Origin of the sequence: Ketobacter sp. GenoA1 (assembly GCF_003671475.1) — a bacterium.
Lineage (GTDB): Bacteria > Pseudomonadota > Gammaproteobacteria > Pseudomonadales > Ketobacteraceae > Ketobacter.
On record NZ_RCHM01000009.1, the window covers coordinates 306,555 to 333,063 of the forward strand.

Here is a 26,509-nt window from a genome sequence, read left to right on the forward strand (position 1 = left end):
GGTGGCTGCTGGCAATCACCATGTCAGTAACCGGGTGTGGCGGGGAGGGCTCCGCACGCCTGGATGAACTGAGCGAACAGCTGGCCGTTCAGCAGCAGCGCCTGCAGGCACTGGAGCAAGTGCCCAAGCTTGAATTCGTTATCTCCCGGCAGACCCTCACCCTAGAAGAGCAGATGTTCCAACCACGCCTGAAAAGCTCGGCGCAGCTGGAGGCCCGGGGAGACAATGTGCCCTATACCTTCTATGTGGATATGTTGCTGAAAGTGGAGGTGCCCGGGGAAAAGTTTGTGGCGATGAATCGCCAGGTTTTTCCGGTCTTTGAGGGAAAGAGCCAAATCGAGCTAATGCAGCCCCTGCCGGTCCACGGGTTAAAGGCAGAAGACATTATCGTCACCCTGCGCCCCATGAACTGGTATGGCAGCCAGCGCATAGAGCCTGAGCGGGTGATCTACCAGTAGGGGGAACAGGCCGCCCCGCCTATGCGGCGGCTTTTCGCAGCACGATCTCATCCACCAGGGGCCGGAACGAGACTTTTACCCCCAGATCCACCATGGTCCAATAGTGGCCACTGATGACGCGGTCCACATGCATGGTTTCCGGCGAAGGCTGGAAGGAGCCGATGTATTTCAAACCGTCCCGTTTGAATTTGCCCATGATCCGCTTGTGCAAGTTGGATTCCGAGAAATCGAACGCTTCGTAATCCCTGAACGGCGCCATAAAGATATCCAGCCATTCGTTGTAGAACTCGTGGTCGGGTTCCTTGCCCCCCAGTTGGCGTACACCAATGGCCAGCAGGTGTTCATCCAGAGTATCCACATTACCGGCAATGGCATCGCTCACCAGTTTACGCAGCTTATCAATGGTCTCTTCGGGAATCCGTTTTACAGCACCAAAGTCGTAAAGCACAATGCGGCCATCCGGGCGAAAGGCAAAGTTACCGGGGTGCGGATCGGAATGCACGGCGCGCAAATCGTATATCTGACGGCCGAAGGTTTCAAAAATACGGTAGCCGATGAGATTGATGGTGTCCTGGCTGTATTCCGGTTCCTTCACTTTCTGTAACGGGTCACCTTCCACATAGGTCAGGGTCAGTACGGTTTCCGAGGACAGGGATTCAATCAGCTCCGGCATGATGATGTAGGGGTGGTTTTGGTAATAGTCGCGGAATAACTTGATGTTCTCCGCTTCATGTACGTAATCCAGCTCCTCGTAGAGCATGCGCCGGATTTCTTCAAAGGTCTGGTCGATCACTTCCGGGCTTACCTTCACCAGACCGGCCAGCTTCAGGGCCCGTTTCAGGTGTTTCAGGTCCGAATCGCAGGATTCCTTGACCCCGGGGTACTGAATTTTCACCACGCATTCCTCGCCTTCTTTGGTGAGCGCGCGGTGTACCTGCCCGATGGACGCGGCCGCAAAGGGGGTTTCATCAAAATGGGCAAACAGGTTTTCCGGGGTGTCGCCCAGGGCTTTGATGAGTTGACGCCGGATCATGGGGTAGGGCATGGGAGGGGATTCTTTCTGCAGTACCTCCAGTGCACTGGCCACTTCATCGGGCAGCATGTCTTTCACTTGCGAGGCGATTTGCCCCACTTTCATGACCGCTCCTTTCATTTCCCCCAGTGTCTGGGCGATCTGCCTGCCGATATCGGAATACAATTGTTCCTGGCTTTGGGCGTGGGCAGCGTCATCTCTGAACAGCCCCTTAACCTTATGACTTGCAACGTTTTTTGCGATGCTGGCAGACATGCCCGCCAGCTTTAGAAAGCGCTTGCCGGGGGTGGTCGCCTTGAAGCGTTTATCGTCTTTTTCATTGGCCACGATCTGGATTTCCTCTGTGTCGCTAAAGACCGCATGATTTTATTTTAGTTGTTTTATTGACTTATATGCGTGGGTTTTGTTCAAAATTACGGCTAATGGGAACCAGTCGAACCTTGCGACTCTAAGCCAGACGTCCGCTGGTGTAAATAGCCTGTACACCCAATTTCGCTGTCTCCAGGATTACTGTTAGGAATCAAAAGTTTGTTATAATGCGCTCTATTGGACGGCTCAAAAAATTTAAAGCGGCAGGGTGAGCACCGATTTGCCCGTCAATGCCGCGGCAGTACCTTCCTAAAACAATAACATCTTCCGTCCTGTTTCATCGTCGATGCATGCGAGCATCAAAAATCGGAGAGAGTTCACACCTGTCAGTGCCGGCCCGGAATGGCCTGCGGCGGGAGCGTGTTTAATCTACGGGCAGGGATATGGGCCCGATCGGGAATATGAAAGGCGAGAGTGCATGAGTGTCCGAAATTTGTTGAAAAACCTACTGGTCTCCGAGGCGACGGAGGCCGTGGTGGATAAGATACCAAAGCCGGTGGGTTCCTTTGGCTATGATCCATGGGGGTACAACACCGACGCGGTCAAAATCGCATTGAGTGTGATGCGGCCCATCTATGAAGACTACTTCCGGGTGGAGGCCTTTGGGCTGGAAAACATACCCGCCAACGGCCGTTTGCTGGTGATTGCCAATCACAGTGGTCAGTTACCTTTTGATGGCAGCCTGGTGGGCTACGCCATGGCCACCAACCCCCATACACCTAGGGCTGTGCGGGTGATGGTGGAACGCTGGTTTCCCACGATTCCGTTCGTCGGTAACATCTTTAATGAGATGGGGGCGGTGTTGGGGGATCCCATAAACTGCGCCAAGATGCTGCGTAACGAAGAGGCCATTGTGGTGTTTCCGGAAGGGGTGCGCGGGTCCGGCAAAACCTGGGACAAACGCTACAAGCTGCAGCGCTTCGGTCTGGGTTTCATGCATCTGGCCATCACCGAAAACACCCCCATCGTTCCAGTGGGGATTGTGGGTTGTGAAGAAACCATGCCCACCCCGTTTCATCTGAAACGGCTGGCCCGCCTGTTCGGAATGCCCTATTTTCCGGTCACCACCCCCATACCGTTGCCGGCCAAGGTGCGGTTGTATTTTGGTAAACCCATGACGTTTGCGGGCCCCATTGGCGGCGAGGATGAGGTGGCTGTGAAGGTGGAACGGGTAAAGGATGAGATTAACGCGTTAATACAGCGTGGTTTGCAGGAAAGGAGTGGGTGGTTCGAATGATTCACAAACATAAACCTGAAGTTCTGGTGACCGGCGCCGGTGGTTCTCTGGCGCAGTATGTGATTAATGAACTGAAAAAGGATTACCACGTTGTGCTGGTGGATTTTCGCCGGCGGGTGCAGTTGGACGAAGGGATGTCCAGTTACCGGGTCGAATACAATAAGCGTGGATTCGAGGATATCTTCCGCAAACACAAGTTGGAGGCGGTGATTCACTTGGGGCGCATGGGCTTGTACGAGTCCACCCATCGCAACCGTTACAACCATAATGTTCTGGGTACTCAGAGGCTACTGGATCTGTGCCATAAGTACGATGTGCGCAAGGTGGTGGTGCTGTCCACCTATTATGTGTACGGTGCCAGCCCCTACAATCCGGCGTTGCTGACCGAAGAGGCACCCCTGAAGGCGTCCGAGCTGACCATGGATCTGGTGGATTCCGTGGAACTGGAGAATCTCGCCAATATTTACCTGTGGAAGTATCCGGAGTTGAACATTACCATTTTGCGGCCCTGCAACATTTCCGGGCCGGGGGTGTTAAACTCTCTGAGCCTGTTGTTATCCAGTAAAATGGCGCCGGTGTTGATGGGCTTCTCCCCCATGATGCAGTTTATTCATGTAGAAGACATGGCCCACGCGGTTACCCTGGCGTTCAAACAGAACAAGCCGGGTATTTATAATGTGTCCACCGACGATTGGGTCAGTTATCAGGAGGCCGTTACCCAATGCGGCTGTCGGCGCATGCCCATTCCTTCGATTCCGGAAGGGCTGCCGAAACTGATCAGCAAGCGTATGAACTGGAAAGGCTGGCCGCCCTATCTTGTGAACTACTACAAGTATCCGGTGATCATCGATGGTAGTCTTTTCAACAAGACTTTCGGCTTCAAGCCGCGACGTAGCCTGGATGATATTTTTTCCTACTACCGGGAGAAAAAAGAGATGGGTATTCTCTGATCAGGTTTCACGGGGAAGTGAGTGCGATTGGGTGAGCGTTTGTCACCCAATCGCCTATTTTTACAGTGCCTGACCGGGATCAGTGGATCATATTCCAGTCCATATCCGGTGTGATGTTCAAGCGCTCATCCATGTAGATGTTGGACTCCATGGCCAACAGGCGAACATAGCGGTCGAAGTACAGCAATTGTTTCAGCAACAGGGCAAATTCGCGGGGAAAGTGAATGCCGTGGCGTTTGCCGATGCCCACCAGATCCATCATCACCTTATTGACCTCGTGCTCGCTGATGGAGGCCATGTCACCGGCGTGTAGATCCATGTCCGGCAGCACTCGATCCATGCTGGAGTAAAGGGCTTCAATATCCTGTGCCAGGCGTTCGGTGTTCACCTCGGTGTCGGTCATGCCGATACCCAGCATGGATTCCGCCATTTCCCGATAATTCTCCTGGCCGATGGCCCAGATGAATTTGGATACGGATTCCCAGGTGCTGGGTTTGATGCGGCCCACAATTCCAAAATCGATGAAGCCGATGCGGCCGTCTTTCAATACCAGCAGGTTGCCGGCATGCACATCGGCATGGAAGGATTCGCAGAACAACAGGCTGGAGAACCAGGTGTTCATGGCGGTGATGAGGGAGGATTCCGGATCGGGAACGATATGTTGAATGCTCTCCAGATCAGTAAACGGCACGCCATAGAAGCGCTCCATGGTCAGTACCCGCATGGTAGAGGCTTGCTCATAAACCCGGGGGGCGGTGGCCTGGGTGTTGCCGGTCTCTTCCAGAAACTGGTGAAAGTCGCCGATGTTACTGGCTTCCTGATAAAAGTCACATTCTGCCAGCATGCCTTTCTGTATTTCATCGACGATGTCGGAGAGGGAGGCCATGGCCAGGTTGGGCACAAAATATTCCAGTACTCTGGCGCCCACATAGAGGAAATTGAGGTCGGTGAGCAGGATGTTTTCCACGCCGGGTTTCTGTACTTTCACCACCACGTCTTCGCCGGTGACCAGTTTGGCGGCATAGACCTGGGCAATGGAAGCCGAGGCCAGGGGCACCGGATCAAATTCCGCAAACACGGTTTCCAGGGATTTTCCCAGTTCTTTTTCCAGCACCCGTTTCATGATGTAAAACGGTACCGGGGTGGTCTTGTCCAGGCACAGTTGGAACTCTTCCACATAATCGTCCGGGAAAACAGACGGTGAGCTGGCGATGAACTGCCCCAATTTGATGTAGGTGGTACCCAGTCGCTCGAAGGTCTGACGCAGCAGCTTAGGGGCTGGTGGCCGGTCACCCATGATCCACTCCATGCCGGTTTGTGCCAGAATGCGCACGGTCTGGCCGATTCGAAATGCGCCCTTAATGGTGGCGCTGAGCCTGTTGATTCCGGGTCTGTCTGTTGCCATGAGGTAACACCTTGAAAAGTCGAAGAGTCTTCCGTGAATGTCGGCATTCCCAAGCACATTCCTTGGTCTGGGCCTAAATGAAATCGGGAAATGCGCAGTCATTTTACACGCTTTATGGCCCTGAAGGTATGCTGTTAAGTGGTCAATCAGTCAAGCGAGATGAATTGGTCGACAGGGTGTATAATTTTTCGTAGGCTTATGGCCTTATTTATCCGAAAGGTGCTGATTTGCTGGGGGTTTCCCCGTAGTCAGGTTGTGCAGACAGAACAACAGAGGGGCCGCCGCGGCGGAAGCAGTAGTCGAGATGATGGCATTACCGAACCCATTGGGGATGATCGAAAACAATATTCAGGTACCCAAATCTTTGCGCGGGATTACCCGCATTGCCGACAACGAAATGGACCCGGAGCTGCTGGGGCTCACCGACCACGATCGTCATGTGATCTGGAAGGCGGTAAAGGATTTGTATCGGACCGGAGCCTATCCGGCGTTGTCCATTTGTATTCGCCGGCATGGTGAGATCCTGCTGAATCGCTCCATCGGCCACGCCAAAGGCAACGGGCCTGGTGAAAGCGGCGAAAAAATCGTGGCCACGCCGGACACACCGTTCTGTTTGTTTTCCGCTTCCAAGGCGATTACCGCCATGCTCATCCATTTGCTGGAGGAGCGCAACCAAATTAACCTGATGAATCCGGTCAGCTTTTACATACCGGAGTTCGCCGCTCACGGTAAAAAGCGCATTACGGTACAGCAGATACTGTCGCACCGGGCCGGTATCGCATCGTTCAAGAACATCGATCCGACAGTGTTGTTTGATCATGATGCCATTATGAACCTGATCTACAACGCCGAACCCACCAACGTGCATGGGCGCGAACTGGCCTACCATGCCCTTACCGGCGGCTACGTGCTGGGTGAATTGGTGCAGCGTATTACCGGCGAGAATATCGCCGAGTATATTCGCAAAAATGTGCAGGAGCCCATGGGCATGCGCAATTTTAATTACGGTTGCCCGGATGAGCGCTTTCCAGAGGTGGCCACCAATTACCTGACCGGCTTTCCGGTGATGTTTCCGGTAAAGCAGTTTATCAAACGCATTCTTGGGGCAGACCTGGCCACCGCCATTGAGCTGTCCAACGATCCGCGTTTTTATCAGCAGATTATTCCGGCCGGAAACATTACCGCCACTGCCGAAGAGTGTTCCCGTTTTTTCCAATGCCTGCTGAGCGGCGGGGATCATGAAGGCACCCGTATTTTTCAGCCGGTCACCATTGAACGGGCGGTGCGGGAAGTGAACGCCACCGAATTGGATCGAACCTTGTTGTTTCCCATGCGTTACAGCGCGGGTATGATGTTGGGCAACTATCCCATTGGTTTGTTTGGGCCGGCGGCGCCGAAAGCCTATGGCCACATTGGCCTGACCAATAACTTCTGCTGGGCTGATCCTGAGCGCATGATTTCGGTTTCATTACTGACTTCGGGCAATCCGGTTATTGGCAGTCATGTACCACGTCTGGTGATGTTGTTGACCACCATATCCCGGCGCTGCAAAAAAATCTTTCAAGCCTAGGCTTTGACTTTTCACGGTCGGGCCCCTTGGAGCGGAGATTGATATGGAATTTGTGCGTACCCCGGAAAACTGTTTTGAGCGTCTGGCGGATTATCCGTTCACAGCTCACTATTGTGAGATCGGCTCCAATGGCATGCGAATGCATTATCTGGATGAGGGCCCTGCCTCCGCTGATCCTGTTCTGATGCTGCACGGTGAACCCAGCTGGAGTTATCTGTACCGGCATATGATTCCCATCGTGGCTGCCGCCGGGCACCGGGTGATTGCTCCGGACCTGATTGGATTCGGTAAGTCGGATAAGCCCACTGCGCTGGCGGATTATTCCTATCAGTCACACATGGACTGGATGCTGGCGTTTGTGGAGAAGCTGGACCTCAACAACATCACCTTGGTTTGCCAGGATTGGGGATCGTTGATCGGCCTGCGTCTGGCGGCGGAACAGGAGCCGCGCTTCAAGGCGATTGTGGTGGGGAACGGGATGTTGCCCACCGGCGACAATAAGGTTCCAGCGGCTTTTAAGCTGTGGAAAAACTTCGCCCTGTACAGCCCCTGGTTTCCCATTGCACGCATCATTAATTCCGCAACCTTTAAAACACTGGGGCCGGAGGAACGCAAAGCCTACGATGCGCCGTTTCCTTCTTCCAAATACAAAGCCGGTGCCCGTGCTTTTCCGCGGTTGGTACCGGTGACGCCTGACGATCCGGCTACTGCAGCCAACCGGGCAGCCTGGCAGGTGTTGGAAAAATGGAGTAAGCCGTTTCTGACTACCTTCAGTAACGGCGATCCCATTACCCGCGGCGGCGACAGGTTTATGCAGGAGCGGATCCCCGGTGCACAGGGCCTGCCACATCAGACGTTGGTGGGCGGCCATTTTCTGCAGGAGGATTCCCCGGTGCCCTTTGCCCGGGCCATAAATGATTTGCTGGCCACCATCGGCTGATCAGAACAGCCGGCATTGATCAAACAACACCACCGGGCCAAGGGCGAGCAGTAACTGCGCGTAGGTCAGGCACAGCACATCACCGTTATTCTCACTGCGAATCACCGAAGCCCGGGTCAGGGTGTTTAAATCCAGAATGCCGGTATTGATGGGATTGTTGGAAATGTCCAGGGCCAGCAGCTCTGTGTTGGCTGCCAGCGGGCTTATGTCTTCAATCTGATTGTAAGTGATGGACAGCCCCTGCAGTTGCGTCAGATTCTGTAGCGGTGAGGTATCCGTGATCTGGTTATTATCAAGGCTCAGGCTGGTGATCTGGGGCATCATGGCCAGCGCTCCGAGGTCGAAGATTCGGTTGTTGTGCGCGGCGATGTTGCGCAGACTGGTGGATTGGGTCAGGGCATCCAGCGTGGTCAGATCGTTACCGGAAACGCTGACCGCGGTTAATTGTGGTAACGCCGTCAGGGGTGACAGATCCGCAATCTCATTGTTATCCAGCGATACCGAACGGGTCAGTTGAAACTGCTCAATGCCATCCAGTTGGACAATGCCGCGATCCAGGCAATAAATCACATCGAACTGCTCCAGGTGTGTATTGCCGGTGTCTTCCAGGCAACCGCGCAGCGCCGCATCCTGAATCTTTGTGTAATTCGCCCGCGGACCGATGTAAACGGTTGCTGTGCGGGTGTAATTGTAGACCAGGCCGTTGTCATTGCGGGTTTCCACCTGCAGGGTATAGGTGGTGGTGGCGGTGGGGTACACGGTTGTCTCTCCGGAAAAACCGACCTCACCGATCCCCGGTGAAATACTGATGCGTTCGATGGTAAAACCGTCCACTTTCTCAGTGTCGGCACGCCAACTGAGTACGCCGTATTCCTGTTGGTTGTTGTCCAGTTGTGATTGCGCGGAAAATTCGCTGGTGGGGCCGCAGGCCGTCAGCAGTGAGCACAGTGCGAATAGCAGGCACGGTAACAGGCGGGTCGGGTGAGCACGAGCCATGGCGGTATTCCTTGTTGTTTTATTGGGACGCAGGAACGTTGTGGGGTGATTCGCACTGCCGAATCGAAACACGCCATCAGATGCACTGGCCTATAGTAAAAGGCTGCAGGGCAATGGGAAAGCGATGCGAGCGGGTTTGCGACGAACGTCACATGGATCTATCGCATTACCGTGGCGTGCATCTTTTTGGCGGGAATCAGTTTCAGGGCGTTGGAGAGTTTTACCTCCTTACCCAGGTGATGCCGGTAGATAGCCTGATAGGTCAATATGTTTTTCACGTAGTCGCGGGTTTCACTGAACGGAATGGTCTCCACCCAGATGTCACCGCTCACCGGCAGATATTCCGGTTGCCAGGCATTGGCACGATGGGGGCCTGCATTGTAGGCGGCGGTGGCGAGGATAATATTACCGTTGAAGCGCTTCTGCAGTTGCTGCATGTAATGGGTGCCCAGTTGTACATTGGTTTCCGGCGTCAGCATCTCCCGGGTGGTGGGGGTGGGAATGCCCAGCTCACGGGAGAGTTGTTTGGCGGTGCGGGGCATGATTTGCATCATTCCCATGGCGCCCACTGCACTGCGGGCCTGCGGCATGAAGGCGCTTTCCTGGCGGATTAACGAAAACACCCAATCCTCCTCCAGACCGGTGCGGGTTGCGTATTTGTCTACCACCGACTTGTAGGCCGTGGGAAAGCGGATCTCCAGATTGTTGTAGGCGTCTGACTGATAGGCAGCACGAATGGCGGGGTGATGCCAACCCCACATATAGGCCAGATGGGCCAGTATGCTGCGCTCCTGCTCGTTGCTGCGCCGGACGAGGTGTTCCCACTCAGAACGTGCTTCAGGAATTTCACCGATCAGGTGCAGCTCCCGGGTTCGTTGCACGGCAGGCTGGGCAATCATGGCATTCAAGGCTTCTTCGCGCACCTGTGTCGGCTCAATGTTCAGGTCGAGGGGGCGATTGAGGCGTTCGCTGGCGAGAAATCCATAGTAATTGCGTTTCCCGGACAGTTTCTGCAAGCGGGCTTCGGGGTTGTACATGGCAAACTTGTTCTGTACCACGGAGTCCGGCAGTAAGTCAGTAAACCGGTCTTTACTGTAGAGCGCCTGGGAAAAACGCTGTTGAAAGGTCACCAGGTCGACGTGGTACTGGTCGATACGGATACGGGGCTGTTGCTCCATATCCAGCGGCCCCAGTTTTTGTTCGGCGCGGGATAACCAGTACTGCCAGCTTTCTTCTTCGTTCTGCTGTGGGTTGAGCAGGCTGAGCCAGACTCTGAGCCGCGGCCAGTCCTGCTCATACAAAGCGTGGCGAATGCCGATGGGGATCAGGTCGTCGTCGTAACCGTACTGTGCAGCCTGGCTGAGCCAGTATTCCGCGTTATCCTGTTTGCGCACCGCCAGCACAAAGGCAAACTCATTGGCGATCTTGGCCCGCTCCGCCGCGCTGAAATTGAAGGCCGCCAAATACTGTGGCCAGAGTGACTGCGCCAGGGATTCATCTTTGCGAATCAGGCGGGAAAACGCCGTAATCAATAGCGGGCGGGCGCTGTCGCCCCATTTTGTGTAGCGCTTGATGTACTTCAGGCGACGCGGGTCCCGATACAGATCCCGCCATTCGCGGGACAGTGGTCGCAGTTCCTTGGGCAGGTGATTCTCCAGATAACGCGCCAGTTGCAGCTTGCGGTTCGCCATGGCCAGCGCCGTGCGCTCCCAGGCCAGGGATCCGTGCATTTCCCCTGTGGTTTTCCAAACCTCGAACAACGGGTCGCAGGCGTGATCCTGGGAGGCCCCCACCAGCCACAGTTGGCGGGCACCGGCAAAAGCGGTTTCCCGTTCACCCACTTTGTAATGGGCCCAGTAATAGAAACAATCATACTTGTTGGAATACTGCCCCGGGCGATACTCCTGCAAATAGGTTTCCCATTTTTTCTGGGAGGCAAGGTTGTTGATCCATTTACGGCGCAGCCAGCCGGCCAGCGGAGAATCGGAAAACTCAGCGATGAATTCATCCAGCTCTTCTTTGCTCACTGTGCTGATGTAGCGGCTGTACTCCCGGTATTTCAGGTACGGGTAAAGCGGATAGTCACGCAGGGTTTCTGCCTGTTCCTGAAAGCGGCTCCTTTGACCCTTTATGATAAGATCCAACGTGGCCCTGTACTGTTGCCGCATGGCTTCCCACTGCGCCTCCTGATTAGCTTGCAAGGCGAGAGAGTAGTTGGCCAGGCTGCTTGCCGTATACAGGCACGTGCCCACCACCAACATTAGTCGAATTATATTTATCACACCCGGTTACCGCGAAATTCTGATCTCTGTATTCTATAATCAATAGCAGATAAGGTGATAATTTTCAGGTGCTTAACCTGTTTCGCCTAAATCTTTTTCGCGGCTGGTCAAAAATAAGGCAGTCTGGTAAGTTTTTGATCTATCGGGATTCTTCAATTAATCACTGCCGGCTATTGAGGTCGCGTCAATGACAGCTAAACTTAATAATCACCAGAACTGAATAATGCCGCAGTAACTCAGTGGCCTGTTGAGCGTAAAACCGGGGACTATGGAAAAGCGAATCAGAGAAAAGCGTGTCATCCAGAGGCACCACTTAAAGTACTATCTCAGCGTGTATAACCGCAAAACCGGAAAGCCGATTGGTTATATCGTCAATATCTCCACCGAGGGCCTGCGCCTGGTCAGCCACATTCCGTTGCTTACCCACAGCGTGTTTCAGTTCCGGATCAAGCTGCCCCGTGAAATTGAAGGTGCCCGCAACATCGATTTTGATGCCCTCAGTTGCTGGTGCCGCCCCGATGTCAGCCCGGATTGTTTCGATACCGGTTTCAAGCTGATCGATCCACCCAAAGAACTGATGTCCCTGATCGAAGGTCTCAGCAGTTATTTCAGTTTTAAGCTCGATTGAATCACATCTCAGGGGCCTGGTGCCGTGGCCCTGGTTGCTCCTCGGCAGTGATGCTGTCACAATCATCTGGTGATCGATAACTCACTGATAGATTTATGAATATAGCCTTTGTTTGCCGCATTTTAGCCACCATTCTGGTGTTTGCCACCGGCTCGTCTGTCTGGGCCTTACCCGCCGACATGGAAGCGGATCGATTGATTCTGGCCGCAGAAGAAAAACTGGCAGAGCAGAATTACGATGCCGCGCGGGGTTATCTCGATCGTATCGATGCCCTGAAAGTCAGCCCGGCGCCGAAATTTTACTACCTGGCCGGGCAGATAGCGTTTCACTACGGCGAATTGGTGAAGGCCAATGAGCAGCTTTCACGGTATGTGGAAGAGGCGGGGCGTGAGGCGGAATTCTATGAGGATGCCCTGCGCAAGATTACTCAGATAGAACTGCAACGGGATTCCCGGGACGCGGTGTCGCAATCCCGCGACCAGTTAATCCAGGCCAGTGGCGGAATTGAGCGCGATGATCGTGCCGGACAAGCCTATGACGATAAGGTGAGTAAACTCTATATAGCCCCTACCCTGCAGGATTCCCTGGTGCTTCATATCAACAGCCTGCTGAATGCCTATGAGTACCTGGAAGGTCGCATCAAGAACCGCAATACCTCCCCCCGGCTGGAATTTCAGGTGTCGGTGCAGAAGCCATCCCAATTGTCGGTGGTGCGTAAGCAGGTAAACCCGGCAAACGGCGGCCAATCCGCCATTTCATCCACCAGCCTGGATGCGTTTGGGGTCAATCCCTATGTCAGTTATCGCTGCAGTAAAGCCAGCGATCAGTGTGTTATCAAACACCCCGTCACCGGCGCCGACTGGATCGTTATCGCCCGGGATGAATCTGCCGCCAAGGAGCTGTCCCAAGCCCTCACTCGCCTGATCAAAGCATTACAAAGATAGTTTTGGCCATCGACTGATCGTTCACGTCATTGGAAAATATCGCAAAATTACTGCTCGCCTGAGCTCGCAGAAGCGGCGGGCGTTTGGCCTGACGAAGCAGCCATTTTGTTGTTTTTCCAGAGGTGAATATGGATCTGTCTGTGAAGCCGGAGTACCGGCAGTTTCGCGAAGAAGTGCGTGATTTCCTCAATGACTCCCTGAGCGATGATATTCGTGCAGCGGGTCGCCTGGGTACCAGTGTGTTCCATGATAAAGAGCGGGCCATGGCCTGGCAGAAAATTCTGCACGCCAAAGGCTGGGTTGCGCCCCATTGGCCCAAGCAATACGGCGGCACCGGTTGGGATGTGGTGCAGCGTTCCATTTTTGCCGAAGAATGTTTAAAGGCCGATGCACCGCAGCTGATTCCCATGGGGTTGCATATGTGTGGCCCCTGCATTATCGGTTGTGGTACCGATGCTCAGAAAGAGTATTACCTGCCCCGCATATTGTCGGGAGAGGATTTCTGGTGTCAGGGTTACTCAGAACCGGGTGCCGGATCGGACCTGGCCGCGTTGCAAACCACAGCGGTATCCGATGGTGACGATTACATCGTGAACGGCACCAAAATCTGGACCACCTACGCCCATTACGCCAACAAGATTTTCTGTCTGGTACGCACCAACAAAGACTGCAAGCCACAGGAAGGCATCACCTTCTTGTTGATGGATATGGATGCCCCCGGGGTGAGTGTTGAGCCCATCATCGGCCTGGATGGTGTGCGCGAGCAGAACACGGTGTTTTTCGATAACGTGCGGGTGCCGAAAGCCAATCGCATCGGCGAGGAAAACCAGGGCTGGACTGTGGCAAAATTCCTGCTGACCTTCGAGCGTGGTGGTCAGGAGTATGCACCGGGGCTGCACCACTATCTGAAGCAGATCAAGGCCATGGCAGAGCAGGAAGCGGATGGTTATGGTGGCTGTCTGCTGGATGATTCGCACTTTATGCGCCGGTTGTATGAAGCCGAAATCGAAATCAGTGCCCTTGAGTTCACCGAAAACCGGATTAAAGCCGCACTGGGCAGCGGACAGAGCCCGGGGGCGGTGGCATCCATGACTAAAATTGTCGGCACCGAACTGAGTCAGAAGCTCACCGAGCTTGCCATTGAGGCCGTGGGTGTGGCCGGGCTGCCGTTGCAGCTGGAAGCGCTTGAGCCCGGCTCCGGTGTGGCACCCATCGGGCCGGAATACGCACTGACCGCCATGCCCCGTTACCTCAATACGCGGGCCACCAGCATCTATGGTGGCTCCAATGAGATTCAACGGGGCATCATCGCAAAAATGGTTTTGGGCTTGTGATTGCGGGCTGACAGGAGAGCATTATGAATTTCGAATTATCCGAAGAACAGCACATGCTGGTGGACAGCATCAACAAATTTATTCAGAACGATTATGATTTTGAAACCCGCCGTCGCCTGGCGGCCAGCGAGCTGGGGTACAGCGCCGACCACTGGAAGATGTTTGCAGAGCTGGGTTGGTTGAGTGTGCCGTTCGCTGAAGGCAACGGTGGCTTTGGCGGCACGGCGGTTGACGTCATGTTGATGATGGAGGCGTTCGGCAGGGCGCTGGTCACCGAGCCCTTTATCCCCACTGTGATCATGGGCGGCCGCCTGGTGGAAACATTGGGTAATCCCGATCAGAAGGCGGCGCTGCTGGCACCGGTAATTCAGGGTGAGCTGCAGTTGGCGCTGGCCTATGATGAGCCCGTGTCCAGGGGCAATCCTGCCTGCGTCGGAACGCGCGCTACAGCGGTTGGGGACGGCTACACCCTGAGCGGAGATAAAGTGATGGTGCTGAATGGTCACGCGGCGGATAAATTGCTGGTAACGGCCCGTACCCGTGGTTCCTTGACTGATGTGGACGGCATCAGCGTGTTTGTTGTGGAGGCCGCTGCAGAGGGTGTGACAGTGACCCCCTATCCGACTATGGAAGGTGGCCGAGCGGCCAATATCAGCTTCAACAACGCACCGGCCGAGCTGCTGGGAGATGCCGGTCAGGCTTTACCGGCCATCGAAACGGTGCTGGATGAGGCGGTGATTGCACTGGGTGCGGAAGCCGTGGGTGCCATGGAAGTGCTCTATAAAAACACTGTGGACTATTGTAAAACCCGTAAGCAATTCGGGCTGCCCATTGGAAAATTCCAGGTGTTACAGCATCGAATGGTGGACATGTTCATGGCCCATGAGCTGACCCAATCCAGCATGTATATGGCAGGCCTGCGTAACCTGGAAGGCGGTGAGGTGGCCAAGAAAGCCGCTTCGGCGTTTAAGGTACAGGTGGGCAAAGCAGGTCGCTTTATCGGGCAGCAGGCGGTCCAGTTACACGGTGGTATGGGCATGACCGATGAGCTGAACGTAGGATTCTACTTCAAACGTCTCACTGCGATGGATGCACTCTTGGGAAACACCGATTTTCATTTGAATCGCTATGGTCGGGTTGCCTGAAGGTAGCTTGTTGTTTTCCATCATTAAGGACAGGCCTGGTACAGTATTCGGGCCTGTCGTTTTTCAGGCGGTATTCTGATTTAAGGATTTGGCCAGGGCTTCAATGCCGGCTTCCAGCTCGACAATGGACTGGTTCAGTTCGATGATGCGGGTAATGTCTTTCAAAGGCACACCCAGCAGCTCTTTCCTCAGGTTAGCCAGCTTTCGTTTGGCGATGGCCAGTAAATCCAGATTTTTTACAATATCACTGCGATCATCAAAAACGTAATGGGCCTGATCGAACAGGTCTTTCTGAGGTGAAGCGCCCTCACTCTTACCGATGAACACTCCGTCCTGGTTGTAGTAATGGTATTCCCGCACTGGGTCGGAGTCCGAATCCCACATGGCTAGCCTCAAGTTTTTTGATTAGGTAATTATTCTTGTTAGCTGTGTCTGGGGGAATTGGCAAGTGGGTGGAGCGGCTTAGATGGGAAGGTTCTTTTGATCACCGCTGTTACTACCAGCGGTGATCAAAACCTGGTTAAAACTCCAGTCGGGCTCCGGCTGAAAGGGTGGCAAGTTTGGTGTCGTTGTAACGGAGCACTTCTTCGTAATGGATAAAAGCAGCGAAGCCGTGGGGGAAAACGGCGGATAAGCCTGCACTGACCTCATACCAGGAAACGTCAGGTTGATCCGCAATGATGGTGAACTCCTCGCTGGGGTTAATTGCGAAGCGCCCAACGATCAGGTCCCGCTCGTCTTCGAATTCATAGCGCCACACCGCTTTGGCGTAGGGCAGTATCACTCCCCAGCTCAGGCTGTGGGCATAAGATGTTTGAGCCCCCAGGGTATAAATCAGTGATTTAACCTCCTGTTGATCATATTGCGCGTTCCAGTTGCTCTCGCCCTGTTCCGCAAAGGCGTCAATCTCTCCATCCAGATAGTCCAGCGTGGCCAGTGGTCCATAGGTCCAGCCACCCTGGCTGAAATCGTACGCGCCGCCCACGCTGAGGTAGATCATACTGTTATCTGTTGTGCCGGTGGCCACCGCGTCGGGGAGCTGGCGCCGGGTTTCAAACTCGCCGCTGGAGTAGCCCAGTGTCATATCCAGCGCGAAATTCTTGCGGTACCAACTGCTGTATATCAGATAGTGATCGGAATCATTGTCGGAACGATCCTGATAGTCGCTGCTGTACTCAAGCTCTGTTTCGGTAGCGCCGTAGGCTATTCCCACCAGCCACTCAGCGTTAACCTGCAGGTCTATTCCGAAAGTATAATGATCCGTTGCCAGGTCATAGCCGGTTTCAAAGCCGGTGCTGTCCTGGTCGCCGTCCACCTTTGACCCGCTGAAGAAAGCACTGATCCGTGTTCCCGGGATCCATTCGGCGCCGGCTGCACCCCCGATGTATCCCGTGAGCTTTGGATCATGCACTGCCAGCCCTTCCCCCAAAGACTGACGCCGCTGGCCGGTAACATGGTGCTTGATGCTGTTGATCTGATTGTGGCTTATTTGCACCAATGAGGTGTACAGCGCCGGTTGTTCGTCCGGGGTGATTTGTTCTGTGCTGGTGGATGCCGGCTCGCTTCGGGTGAAGCACACCTCATCCTCATTCTGGAAGATCTCTTCACAGACGGCATCAATTTCCTGCTCGAAATTAGTCTGGTTCTGGTTGGCGTAAAGTGGTGTCGGCCAGGTACAGGCCGCCGCTACCAGCGCAAGTGCTGTCGCACTGCGGTGACGTATCATCATTATGGGAAGCTCCGCACAATTCAGGGGGATTGAGATAAAGAGTGAATTCTAGCGGTTTTTGCACAAGGTCGAAAGCGGGGAACCGTTAAAGCAGGCCGCCGGGTCTGGCGGCCAGGGATTTCACTTTCAGGGGGGCGCTGTTAGGTAACCAGGGTGATCATGAAGTAGTGATCAACCAACAAAACGATAAACAAACACATCAGGTATACGATGGAATAGCCAAAGGTTTTCATGGCGATACCCGTTACCGGAGCAAATTTGAGGCGCACTGCGTAGTAAATAAATATGGCATTCAGGATGATGGCGGAAGTCAGGTAAATCAGCCCACTCATTCCAGTCAGGTAGGGCAGCAGAGTGCACAACGCCATTAAAATCGTGTAATGCAGTACAGCGGATTTGGTGTATTCAATGCCGTGGGTGACGGGCAACATGGGAATTCCCGCTTTTGCGTAATCATCGCGGCGATGAATTGCCAATGCCCAGAAGTGTGGTGGGGTCCAGACAAAGACAATCAACACCAGCAACAGTGCATGTGGATCCACGCTGTTGGTGACGGCGGTCCAACCCAAAAGTGGAGGGATCGCGCCGGCCAGGCCACCGATAACAATATTCTGGGGCGTGGCGCGTTTCAGGTACATGGTATAGACAAATGCGTAACCAACTATGCCGAATAGCGTCAGGAAGGCGGTTAATGGATTAATGAAAAATGACAGGATGAACATGGACGCCACCGACAGGCCGGCAGCAAAGGCAATGGCTTTTTGTGAGCTGATTTTGCCTTTGGCCACAGGCCGGTTTTCCGTGCGCGCCATGATGCTGTCGATACGCTGGTCTACCACGTGATTAACCGCCGCCGCGGCGGCCATGGCGAAGGCCATACCCATGGACCCCAAAATCAGAACATCCAGCGGCACCATCCCGGGGGTGGACATGAACATACCCACGATGGCGGTTAACATCAACAGCATGACAACACGGGGTTTGGTTAGCTCCAGGTAGTCGCGCCAGCTGACGGAGCTGGTCAGTGCATTGCTAATTGCTCTGCTCATCGTATTGTTCTCCCTGATCTATACAAGCTTAGATTGAGAAATATCAGCGCCATCATCAGAATGGCGGCCACACCATTATGGGCAACCGCAATCAGCAGCGGCAGATCCAGCACAACATTGCTGATGCCTAAGCCTACTTGTGCCAAAAGTAATAGCAGGGCGATGCTGGCCGCCTTGCGTGTAACCGGTGTCTGGTTGCTGCGCACCAGCAGCCAGACAAAAAGGCTGCCCAGGTACAGTGTGGTAATGATGGCGCCAACGCGGTGTGCCACATGAATCGTGATTTTGGCATCTGCCCCCAGATGGGTGGCAAATTCGTAATCTTCTACACCATGCCCCCAGAATTGAAAGGCATCGGAAATATTCACATGCTGTTGCCATCCACTCTGACAGATCGGCAGTTCACTGCATACGGTGGCAGCATAGTTGGCAGCAGTCCAGCCGCCCAGTGCAATCTGCAACCCCAGGATGACGATACCGATGATACCAAAACGCAGCACTGCATTCTTTTTCTGGAAGGCGTGTTCACTGTCTTTGTTACCACTGGCGGCAACGGGGAGGCCGTTGTGCAGTCGCACGGCCAGCAAGAACAACAGGCACAGGGTGGTGAAACCACCTAACAAGTGCGCCATGACGATGGTGGGAAACAGCCCGAGGGTCACCGTCCACATTCCCAAAAGCCCCTGGAATATCACCAATGCCGCCAGAAACAGCGGTAGCTTCAATGGCACCTGAGGATTGTTTTTGCGGGCTCGAATACAGAGGGCCAGTATTGCTAGGATCACCAGGCCAAGGGTAGAGGCGAAATAGCGATGAATCATTTCCGGCCAGGCCTTGTGGGATTCCAGCGGTCGCTCGGGGAAAGCGGCGTTGGCGTTTGAAATGGCTTCGCTGGACTTTGGAACCACCAGATGTCCGTAGCAACCCGGCCAGTCAGGGCAGCCCAGCCCGGCGTCCTGCAGGCGGGTGTACGCACCCAGGGCCACCACGCCGCAGGCAAGAAATACCGCAAAGATTGAGAGACGCTTAAGCCACATAGAGACGGTCACCCAATTTTTGAGAGTTTAAGTACTTTTTGCAGATCCTTCAGCATATCCCGGCCTTTCAATATGGACTCCTGCTCGTCTGCGTAAGTAGGGTAATACATAAACACTGCGCCCATGGTATCCACCAGATAGATATAGCCCACCTGGCTGGATTTGAGGGCATCGTTATCTGTGTCATTAAACCAATCCCTTAAACCGGATGGTTTGGTGTAGGCAACAGTGAGCTCGGGAAACTCGTTCGCAATCAAGGTTTGATATCGAGGCTTTAGTTCATGGGCACTGATCAGCATGGTGGCTACACGGCTTTGTTCCGGACCCAGTGCGGCATGAATCTGGCGCATCTGGTACAGGCTGTTTTCGCAGGATTGATCACACTCTTCCGGCATGACATAGACCATCCACCATCGCTTGCGGAAGCTGCCTGGGTCCAGTTGTTGGGATTGCTCATCCAGCAGGGGAATGCTTTCGAAGGCCACCGGTGGTGTAATCAATGCGCCGCGATTACTGGTGCCAACGGATTTGTAAAGTCCGGTTTTGTGCAAAGCCAACGCAGCAAGGAAAGGGATCAGAAAAACGGCCAGGGCAATCAAAAGCGTTTTGCGATTTCGTTGTCTGGTTGATTGGGAGTTGGTGTCCATGCGGAATAACTGCTTTATTATTGTTTTCGTTTCGTGTTGACCACGACGTATATTACCAGTAAAGCAGCAGCCAGAGAAAACCACTGAACTGCGTAACCGTAATGCTTTTCCGGCCCCATGAAATGGCTGTGCCATTCGCGTACAAATTGTGAGGACTCGTCCGGAGCCAAGCGCAACACAAAAGGTATTAGCGGATAATCAAACAGCTGCGATGATTTTTCAAGGTCTATTTTCTGAATCAAAAATGGCCAGCTCACCTGTTGATAGTTATCTTCTTTTAACACGAAAAAATCGGGGTTGGGGGTGTGCGCGCTGCCGTGAATGGTGATCTCGCCGGATTCCGCCGGTATCTTGGGCGGTATTGAGCGGTCCGGCCCCTGAGGCAGCCACCCTCGATTGACCAGCAAGATGCGATTGTGGGTGGCATCGTTGACAAGAAAGGCGGTCAGGATCTGGTAGCCGGGTTCACCGCGATGGGTGCGGTTATCCAGTAACAGATTGAACTCGTTTAGGTAGTGGCCGGTGGCGTGCAGGGGATAGTCTGTCATGTCCTTGGGTAATGGCGTGGTCAGTAATTCGGCCAGGCTTTGGCTGGGTTGCTGGCTGCGGGCCTGCATGCGATCCACCATGGATTGTTTGGCTTCTGCCCGGCGTAATTGCCACAGGCCGAGGTTAACCAGCAGCGCCAACGCCAGTAACGTAACGATGGATGGTATGATGCCTGGGGTAAAATGAAACCCGGCCAAGACAAATCCTCTCCGGCTATGTGCTACTGATTTGCTCATTGTTATACTGCTGCTACTTCATTTCCAATGGAAACCATTATGTTGATAAAGATTGCGGTCGTTGCCGTGTTGTTCGTGATTGCATTCAGTCTGTTTGGTGCTCTCAGATCTTTGGTGCGAAATCAGGAAGGGGATAAGCAGCGCACGGTCAAAATGCTGGCTTATCGTGTGGGCTTTTCTGCGTTCTTGCTGGTGCTGTTGGCAGCTGCTTTTGCCATGGGCTGGATTCAACCCCATGGTTTAAAAGGCTGAGCCGCGCGAGCCCAGCCTTGTTTCGGTTTACAACCAATAGACGCATACAAAGAGAAACAGCCACACCACATCCACAAAGTGCCAGTACCAGGCGGATGCTTCAAAAGCAAAGTGATTATCCGGTGTCAGGTTGCCCTTCAATGCCCGCAGGAACATGATGGTCAGCATGGTGGCTCCAATGGTGACGTGCATGCCGTGGAAACCGGTGAGCATAAAGAACGTGGAACCATAGATGCCGGCGTCCAGGGTGAGCCCTAATTCGGTGTAGGCGTGAATGTACTCCTCAATCTGGAAAAACAGGAAAGCGAAGCCCAATACCAGAGTAATAAACAGATTAAGCAGCAGTTTGTTACGTTGTCCGGCCACCAGTGCATGGTGGGCAATGGTCAGGGTAATACTGCTGCTCACCAGCAACACGGTGTTCAGGAAAGGCAAACCCCACGCCGGCATGGCTTCTGTCGTGCCGCCGCCCGGGGTCTGTGTCAGTGGCCACATGGCCTGAAAGTTGGGCCACAGCAGTTCATGGGTCATAGCCTCTTCACCGGCACCGCCTAACCAGGGTACCGCCAATATGCGCACGTAAAAAAGCGCCCCGAAGAACGCCCCGAAGAACATGACTTCAGAGAAGATGAACCACAACATCCCCATGCGATAGGAACGATCCATCTGCGGGCTGTTCATATTGGCCAGGCTTTCCTTGATGGTGTCACGAAACCAGACAAACATCATGATGACGATCAGCGTCAGCCCCAGCGGAAGTATGATCGATCCCGAGGAACCCTCATTGGTGACGATGCCACTGCCGGAATTTTGCTGTATGAAGGTAGCCGCACCCAGCGCCACCAAAAAAAGTGCGACGGCGGTGATGAAGGGCCAGGGGCTTTGTTCCGGCACATAGTATTGTGTATTTTTTTCTGCCATTGTTGATCTCCTCAAGCGATCAAAATCCTGTTAATTGGCGGCCAGTGATGGGGCCTTGTCCGTCGATTCCGTAATATCGTAGAGCTGGTATGAAAGCGTGATGGTACGCACGTTCTTCGGTAGCTCAGGATCAACATAAAAAATCAACGGCATGTCCATTTCGGAGCCGCCTTTTAATTCCTGACTGTTAAAACAAAAGCATTCTGTCTTTTTAAAATAGGGCGTGGCCTGCGCCGGTGCCACCGAGGGGATAGCCTGGCCAACGATGAAGCGGGAGGTTGGGTTGCGAACATGGAAATCGACCTTGTGAATTTCCCCCGGATGCACCTTCATGCTGAAGGTGTTGGGTTTGAAATCCCAGACCATGGCCGGATCCGTGTTCGCCAGGAACTGAATGGTAACGCTCCTCTCCTCATCCACCACTGCGTTGCTGGTATCGGCGGCTTCATTGGAGGTTTTGCCGTTGAGGCCGGTGATATCGCAGATCGCGTCATACATTGGAGGCAACACACCCACTGCAAAAACAAACATACCAACGACAATCAGCAAAAGTTTCTTCACCAGTTTGCTGTTGGCTTGCTGTGCTGTGTGTTGCTCTGTCATGGCGCCAGGCTCCCTTGCTTGTTGCCCGTGATTATTTCACAACCGGTGGAGTGGAGAAGCTGTGGTACGGCGCAGGGGAGGGCAGTGTCCACTCCAGGCCATCGGCGCCGTCCCATACCTGATCGCTGACTGCTTCGCCTTTTTTGCGGAAGCAAACGTCAATCAGAATCCACAACAGAATCAGCTGGCTGAGGCCGAAACCAAAGCCACCAATACTGATCCACCAGTTGAAATCGGCAAACTGCAGTGAGTAATCGGAGTAACGCCGCGGCATGCCCGCCAGCCCCACAAAGTGCATGGGGAAGAATAACAGGTTGACGAAGATCAATGAGCACCAGAAGTGCAGCTTGGCCAATCCGATGTTGTACATGCGCCCGGTCCACTTCGGCAGCCAGTAATAGACCCCGGCGATAATGGAGAACACCGCACCGGAGACCAGCACATAGTGGAAGTGGGCCACCACAAAGTAGGTGTCATGGTATTGCTGATCCACCGGAGTGATGGCCAGCATCAGGCCGGAGAAGCCACCGATGGTAAATAGGATGACAAAGGCAATGGCGAACAGCATAGGGACTTCAAAGCTCATGGAGCCGCGCCACATGGTGGCCACCCAGTTAAACACCTTCACCCCGGTGGGTACTGCAATCAACATGGTCATGTACATATAGAACAGGTTGCCGGCCAGCGGCAGACCAACGGTGAACATGTGGTGTGCCCATACTACAAACGACAGGAAGGCGATGGACGCGGTGGCGTACACCATGGAGGCGTAACCAAACAGCGGTTTGCGGGCGAAGGTGGGAATGATCGCCGACACGATACCAAAGGCCGGCAGAATCATGATGTACACTTCCGGGTGGCCGAAGAACCAGAATACATGCTGGAACAGCACCGGATCACCACCGCCTGCGGCATCAAAGAAACTGGTGCCGAAATGTCGGTCGGTCAGCATCATGGTGACGGCGCCTGCCAGTACCGGCATAACCGCAATCAGCAGAAATGCGGTGATCAACCAGGTCCAGACGAACAACGGCATTTTCATCAGGGTCATGCCGGGTGCACGCAGGTTGAAGATGGTCACAATCACATTTACGGCACCCATAATGGATGAGATACCCATCATATGGACCGAGAAGATAAAGAAGTCAGTGGAGGCGGGCCCGTATTTGGTGGACAGGGGAGCATAGAATGTCCAGCCGAAATTAGGTGCATCCGCTATGCCCAGGAACGACTGAATGATGGAAAAGATCAGCAGTGAGAAGGCAAAGGGCAGAATCCAGAAACTCCAGTTGTTGAGTCGCGGTAATGCCATATCCGGTGCGCCGATCATTAAGGGCACCATGTAGTTTGCCAGGCCGACGAAGCCGGGCATGACCGCACCAAACACCATAATCAGGCCGTGGGTGGTGGTCATTTGATTGAAAAAGTTCGGATCTACCAGTTGCAGGCCGGGATACATCAGCTCAGCACGTATGACCATGGCCAGGGCGCCACCGGTCAGAAACATGATGAAGCTGAACCACAGATACATCGCGCCGATATCTTTATGGTTGGTTGCGTATAGCCAGCGTTTAATGCCCTTCATTGGGCCGTGATGTTCACCCATCTTGAATTCCCCCTATCTTATTTCGCAACGTCGCGTGGTTGTACAACATCAACACCATCCGATGGGGTGTTGCCCCAGGCGTTGCGTTCGTAGGTAACAATGGCGGCGATTTCTTTGGGGCTCAGCATGCTGCTGAACGCCGGCATCGCATTTTTACCGTTGTTTACAATGTCAATGTGGTCAGCCACAGGGCCAACGGCGATGGCACTTCCGGCCAGTGCGGGGAATGTGGGAGGTAAACCCTGCCCGTTGGCCTGGTGGCAGGCTGAACAGCGCGCCAGGTAGTGCTTTTCACCCTCTGCCATTAATTCCTCTTTGCTGAAGGTCTTGTCCAGGCTGCTGGCGGCAGCCAGATCCGCTGCTTTCTGCGCTTCCTTGGCATCGGCCAGCCATTGCTCAAATTCCGCTACCGGGCGCGCATCCACCACCACCGGCATAAAGGCGTGATCCTTGCCGCACAGCTCCGCACACTGGCCACGGTACAGGCCGGGTTTGTCGTCGGGCACCTCGGTCCACAGTTCGTTGATAAAACCGGGTATGGCGTCCTTCTTGATCGCGAAATCCGGTACCCACCAGGAATGAATAACATCGTCGGAGGTGATCAGGAAGCGAACCTTGCGCCCGGTGGGAATCACCAGCGGCTTGTCCACATCACGCTTGTACAGTTCGCTTTGTTCGGGGTAGTTGCCGTCGGCACGATAGCTGTCTTTGGCGGTGTTTTTGGGGAACAGGCCGGAGGCCAGTGCCGGCCGAATGACTTCTTCCGACGGTGTGGAGAGCACACTGTAGTAGTCAACGCCTATCCCGCCTTCACCTTCCCAATCCAGATATTCGTAGTGCCATTTCCACTGGGAACCGGTGATTTTCACCGTCAGAGCCGATTCGCTGGTGTCACTCATGGCGATCAGAACTTTGGTGGCGGGAATGGCCATCAGGATGAGGATGAGAAAGGGGACGATGGTCCAGATGATTTCCACGGTGGTGCTCTCGTGGAACTGCGCCGCCTTGTGCCCCTTGGAATGCCGGTGCTTTATCATGGAATAGAACATGGCGCCGAACACCACGATCCCAATGGCAACACACCACCACAGCATGGTGCGGTGCATATCAAAAACCTGCTGGCTGATGTCAGTGACGCCTGGGGTCATATCCAGTTGCCATTCCGCGAACACCGAGCTGCTGGTAACAGTGGCTAGCGCAAGACCGATAGCTGAACATCGCTTTGCTAATGACTGCATTATTTACTCCCTGATTCTTATTTTTAGCCGGCTCACCGGTGATGGGTTTTCGTCGGTGAGCGAACTGCCTGGTTTTGTAAACCACGACAACACCAGACGATCAGCTCGCTGGTATCAACGTTTCTGGAGTAATCGAATGCTGGGAGTACGAGAATTAAAGTCGACAGGAATCGCCACCCACAATCATCCAGGGAGGACATGTCCAAAGTTGCGTTCAGCCAATGCCATTACTGTTGCATCAGTCTCACACCTGCCAAAACAAGAAATTTGGCGACATCTATGCGAAAGTTGATTTTGGTCATTAAAAGACCTGCGGGCGTCACTATAATGCTATGCCTAGTGACGAGCGATAATAAATTCAGTGTTTTATTTGTAAGCTATCATCGCCGTCAGTAATTGGTAGGCTGACTCAGAACGATTCCCCCGGTGTAGAGGTCCTTCTGCGCCCCTCTGTTTTGCCCACGTAAACTCTAAGTTCTCTCCCTTCGGATGTCCAGTCAAGGATGAAAAAAAGGTATACTTTGCCTGACTTTAACTGCAATTAGGTGTATACACCCTGAATCAATTTGTGAGGGGTGTTGAAGAGACGAAGCATGAGCGCAGAACCGATCTATCGAGTGGTATTTCTCAATCAAAATGAAATCTACGAAATATACGTAAAGAACGTATACCAAAGTGACCTGTATGGCTTTCTGGAAATTGAGGGGTTCCTGTTTGGTGAGCGCCGGCAGATGGTGGTGGATCCATCGGAGGAGCGCTTGAAAGCGCAGTTTCAGGATGTCAGCCGAACCTATATTCCCATGCACTCTGTGATCCGGGTGGATGAGGTGGAAAAGCAGGGTGTGGGCAAGATCACTGAGGTGAAAGGTGGCAATGTTACCCAGTTTCCAGGCTTTCCCTATGGGCCGGGCGGGGGTGGTAACAAAACTGGTTGAAACATAATCAATACAGTAATTGGCTACAGAGTAACCGCCGTTCGTCGTTAAAATGGGCACGCTTACTGGGAAGTGGGTTGTCTATGAGTGGAAATAATCCGTTAATAGGCTATATGTGTCCAAGTTGGCTTACATTGGGGATGGTGTGAGCGAACCTAATTTGGAAAGGATGTCTATGAAAAAAGTGAAGCGAAGTAGCCCGATCAGCTCGCGCTACAGTTTGGATAAGCTGGAGAGCATGGTCCTGCGGGACATTGCCCGACTGGAAGAGCAATTGGCTCGAGTCGAGGGGGATTCCAGTCACACTCGCCTGTCCACGGCGCGAACCTATCGGGACATGATCGCTGACCGAAAGAAATTACTGACTCAGATTAAAGAGCAGTCTAGTGAATTTCTTGGGGAAGCTATCTGAGTCT

At 53.7% G+C, this 26,509-nt stretch carries 26 protein-coding genes; 12 read left to right on the top strand and 14 right to left on the bottom strand.

What is annotated here, in order from left to right; genetic code table 11:
- Positions 1-20: 20 nt before the first annotated feature.
- Complete coding sequence (locus D9N13_RS02750) at positions 21-458, top strand: hypothetical protein (protein ID WP_290585540.1); 438 nt, start codon at positions 21-23, stop codon at positions 456-458.
- Between the two features lie 19 nt (positions 459-477).
- On the opposite strand, the gene D9N13_RS02755 is transcribed toward D9N13_RS02750, so the two are convergent.
- Positions 478-1,818, bottom strand: coding sequence for an ABC1 kinase family protein (locus tag D9N13_RS02755; RefSeq protein WP_290585543.1), 1,341 nt, complete (start codon positions 1,816-1,818; stop codon positions 478-480).
- Between the two features lie 460 nt (positions 1,819-2,278).
- On the opposite strand from D9N13_RS02755, the gene D9N13_RS02760 reads away from it, so the two are divergent.
- Positions 2,279-3,097, top strand: a complete 819-nt coding sequence (locus D9N13_RS02760) for a lysophospholipid acyltransferase family protein (protein WP_290585545.1) — start codon at positions 2,279-2,281, stop codon at positions 3,095-3,097.
- Positions 3,094-4,047 (top strand): SDR family oxidoreductase, encoded by a 954-nt coding sequence (locus tag D9N13_RS02765; protein WP_290585548.1) that lies wholly within the window; start codon positions 3,094-3,096, stop codon positions 4,045-4,047. The genes D9N13_RS02760 and D9N13_RS02765 overlap by 4 nt, the downstream gene beginning before the upstream one ends.
- A 79-nt stretch (positions 4,048-4,126) precedes the next feature.
- Here D9N13_RS02765 and D9N13_RS02770 read toward each other — a convergent pair whose 3' ends face one another.
- Complete coding sequence (locus tag D9N13_RS02770) at positions 4,127-5,452, bottom strand: ABC1 kinase family protein (protein ID WP_290585551.1); 1,326 nt, start codon at positions 5,450-5,452, stop codon at positions 4,127-4,129.
- Positions 5,453-5,756: 304 nt separating this feature from the next.
- Between D9N13_RS02770 and D9N13_RS02775 the strand changes: the two genes are divergently transcribed.
- Positions 5,757-7,022, top strand: coding sequence for a serine hydrolase domain-containing protein (locus tag D9N13_RS02775; protein ID WP_290585553.1), 1,266 nt, complete (start codon positions 5,757-5,759; stop codon positions 7,020-7,022).
- Between the two features lie 43 nt (positions 7,023-7,065).
- The gene (locus tag D9N13_RS02780; RefSeq protein ID WP_290585556.1) at positions 7,066-7,962 is read left to right on the top strand and encodes a haloalkane dehalogenase; all 897 of its coding nucleotides are present in this window, start codon (positions 7,066-7,068) and stop codon (positions 7,960-7,962) included.
- On the opposite strand, the gene D9N13_RS02785 is transcribed toward D9N13_RS02780, so the two are convergent.
- Positions 7,963-8,958, bottom strand: coding sequence for a leucine-rich repeat domain-containing protein (locus tag D9N13_RS02785; protein ID WP_290585558.1), 996 nt, complete (start codon positions 8,956-8,958; stop codon positions 7,963-7,965).
- Between the two features lie 158 nt (positions 8,959-9,116).
- The gene (locus tag D9N13_RS02790; protein WP_290585561.1) at positions 9,117-11,240 is read right to left on the bottom strand and encodes a transglycosylase SLT domain-containing protein; all 2,124 of its coding nucleotides are present in this window, start codon (positions 11,238-11,240) and stop codon (positions 9,117-9,119) included.
- 268 nt (positions 11,241-11,508) lie between these two features.
- On the opposite strand from D9N13_RS02790, the gene D9N13_RS02795 reads away from it, so the two are divergent.
- The 4 genes from D9N13_RS02795 to D9N13_RS02810 all read left to right on the top strand — a co-directional run bounded on the left by D9N13_RS02795 (position 11,509) and on the right by D9N13_RS02810 (position 15,291).
- A complete protein-coding gene (locus D9N13_RS02795) occupies positions 11,509-11,868 on the top strand; it encodes a PilZ domain-containing protein (RefSeq protein ID WP_290585563.1) in 360 nt (119 codons plus the stop codon).
- A gap of 95 nt (positions 11,869-11,963) precedes the next feature.
- Positions 11,964-12,812 carry a hypothetical protein gene (locus tag D9N13_RS02800; RefSeq protein WP_290585566.1) on the top strand — a complete coding sequence of 283 codons (849 nt, stop codon included), beginning with the start codon at positions 11,964-11,966 and terminating at the stop codon, positions 12,810-12,812.
- Positions 12,813-12,940: 128 nt separating this feature from the next.
- The gene (locus tag D9N13_RS02805) at positions 12,941-14,146 is read left to right on the top strand and encodes an acyl-CoA dehydrogenase family protein (RefSeq protein ID WP_290585569.1); all 1,206 of its coding nucleotides are present in this window, start codon (positions 12,941-12,943) and stop codon (positions 14,144-14,146) included.
- A gap of 23 nt (positions 14,147-14,169) precedes the next feature.
- Entirely contained in the window at positions 14,170-15,291 is a 1,122-nt protein-coding gene (locus D9N13_RS02810; RefSeq protein ID WP_290585572.1) for an acyl-CoA dehydrogenase family protein, read from the top strand.
- 63 nt (positions 15,292-15,354) lie between these two features.
- Here the strand turns inward: D9N13_RS02810 and D9N13_RS02815 are convergent, their stop codons facing one another.
- The 6 genes from D9N13_RS02815 to D9N13_RS02840 all read right to left on the bottom strand — a co-directional run bounded on the left by D9N13_RS02815 (position 15,355) and on the right by D9N13_RS02840 (position 20,499).
- Entirely contained in the window at positions 15,355-15,675 is a 321-nt protein-coding gene (locus D9N13_RS02815) for a hypothetical protein (RefSeq protein WP_290585574.1), read from the bottom strand.
- Between the two features lie 136 nt (positions 15,676-15,811).
- Positions 15,812-17,020: an autotransporter outer membrane beta-barrel domain-containing protein gene (locus tag D9N13_RS02820; RefSeq protein WP_290585576.1), complete on the bottom strand. Its 1,209-nt coding sequence runs from the start codon at positions 17,018-17,020 to the stop codon at positions 15,812-15,814.
- Positions 17,021-17,160: 140 nt separating this feature from the next.
- Positions 17,161-18,069 carry a heme o synthase gene (cyoE, locus tag D9N13_RS02825; protein ID WP_290585578.1) on the bottom strand — a complete coding sequence of 303 codons (909 nt, stop codon included), beginning with the start codon at positions 18,067-18,069 and terminating at the stop codon, positions 17,161-17,163.
- A complete protein-coding gene (locus tag D9N13_RS02830; RefSeq protein ID WP_290585581.1) occupies positions 18,066-19,106 on the bottom strand; it encodes a COX15/CtaA family protein in 1,041 nt (346 codons plus the stop codon). Before D9N13_RS02830 ends, cyoE begins: the two co-directional genes overlap by 4 nt.
- Before the next feature lie 8 nt (positions 19,107-19,114).
- Positions 19,115-19,753 carry an SCO family protein gene (locus D9N13_RS02835; RefSeq protein ID WP_290585583.1) on the bottom strand — a complete coding sequence of 213 codons (639 nt, stop codon included), beginning with the start codon at positions 19,751-19,753 and terminating at the stop codon, positions 19,115-19,117.
- Positions 19,754-19,770: 17 nt separating this feature from the next.
- Positions 19,771-20,499 carry an SURF1 family protein gene (locus tag D9N13_RS02840; protein WP_290585586.1) on the bottom strand — a complete coding sequence of 243 codons (729 nt, stop codon included), beginning with the start codon at positions 20,497-20,499 and terminating at the stop codon, positions 19,771-19,773.
- A gap of 78 nt (positions 20,500-20,577) precedes the next feature.
- On the opposite strand from D9N13_RS02840, the gene D9N13_RS02845 reads away from it, so the two are divergent.
- Complete coding sequence (locus D9N13_RS02845) at positions 20,578-20,790, top strand: twin transmembrane helix small protein (RefSeq protein WP_290585588.1); 213 nt, start codon at positions 20,578-20,580, stop codon at positions 20,788-20,790.
- Between the two features lie 27 nt (positions 20,791-20,817).
- On the opposite strand, the gene D9N13_RS02850 is transcribed toward D9N13_RS02845, so the two are convergent.
- Genes D9N13_RS02850 through coxB form a run of 4 tightly spaced genes read right to left on the bottom strand, consistent with a single transcriptional unit; the run spans position 20,818 to position 25,158 of the window.
- On the bottom strand, positions 20,818-21,711 hold the full coding sequence (locus D9N13_RS02850; protein WP_290585590.1) for a cytochrome c oxidase subunit 3: 894 nt from the start codon (positions 21,709-21,711) through the stop codon (positions 20,818-20,820).
- 30 nt (positions 21,712-21,741) lie between these two features.
- The gene (locus D9N13_RS02855) at positions 21,742-22,314 is read right to left on the bottom strand and encodes a cytochrome c oxidase assembly protein (RefSeq protein WP_290585592.1); all 573 of its coding nucleotides are present in this window, start codon (positions 22,312-22,314) and stop codon (positions 21,742-21,744) included.
- 31 nt (positions 22,315-22,345) lie between these two features.
- On the bottom strand, positions 22,346-23,920 hold the full coding sequence (gene ctaD, locus D9N13_RS02860; protein ID WP_290585594.1) for a cytochrome c oxidase subunit I: 1,575 nt from the start codon (positions 23,918-23,920) through the stop codon (positions 22,346-22,348).
- Positions 23,921-23,937: 17 nt separating this feature from the next.
- Positions 23,938-25,158, bottom strand: a complete 1,221-nt coding sequence (gene coxB, locus D9N13_RS02865) for a cytochrome c oxidase subunit II (protein WP_290585597.1) — start codon at positions 25,156-25,158, stop codon at positions 23,938-23,940.
- Positions 25,159-25,751: 593 nt separating this feature from the next.
- Between coxB and D9N13_RS02870 the strand changes: the two genes are divergently transcribed.
- On the top strand, positions 25,752-26,093 hold the full coding sequence (locus D9N13_RS02870) for a DUF1820 family protein (protein WP_290585599.1): 342 nt from the start codon (positions 25,752-25,754) through the stop codon (positions 26,091-26,093).
- A gap of 184 nt (positions 26,094-26,277) precedes the next feature.
- Complete coding sequence (locus tag D9N13_RS02875) at positions 26,278-26,505, top strand: hypothetical protein (RefSeq protein WP_290585602.1); 228 nt, start codon at positions 26,278-26,280, stop codon at positions 26,503-26,505.
- The last annotated feature ends 4 nt before the right edge of the window (positions 26,506-26,509 follow it).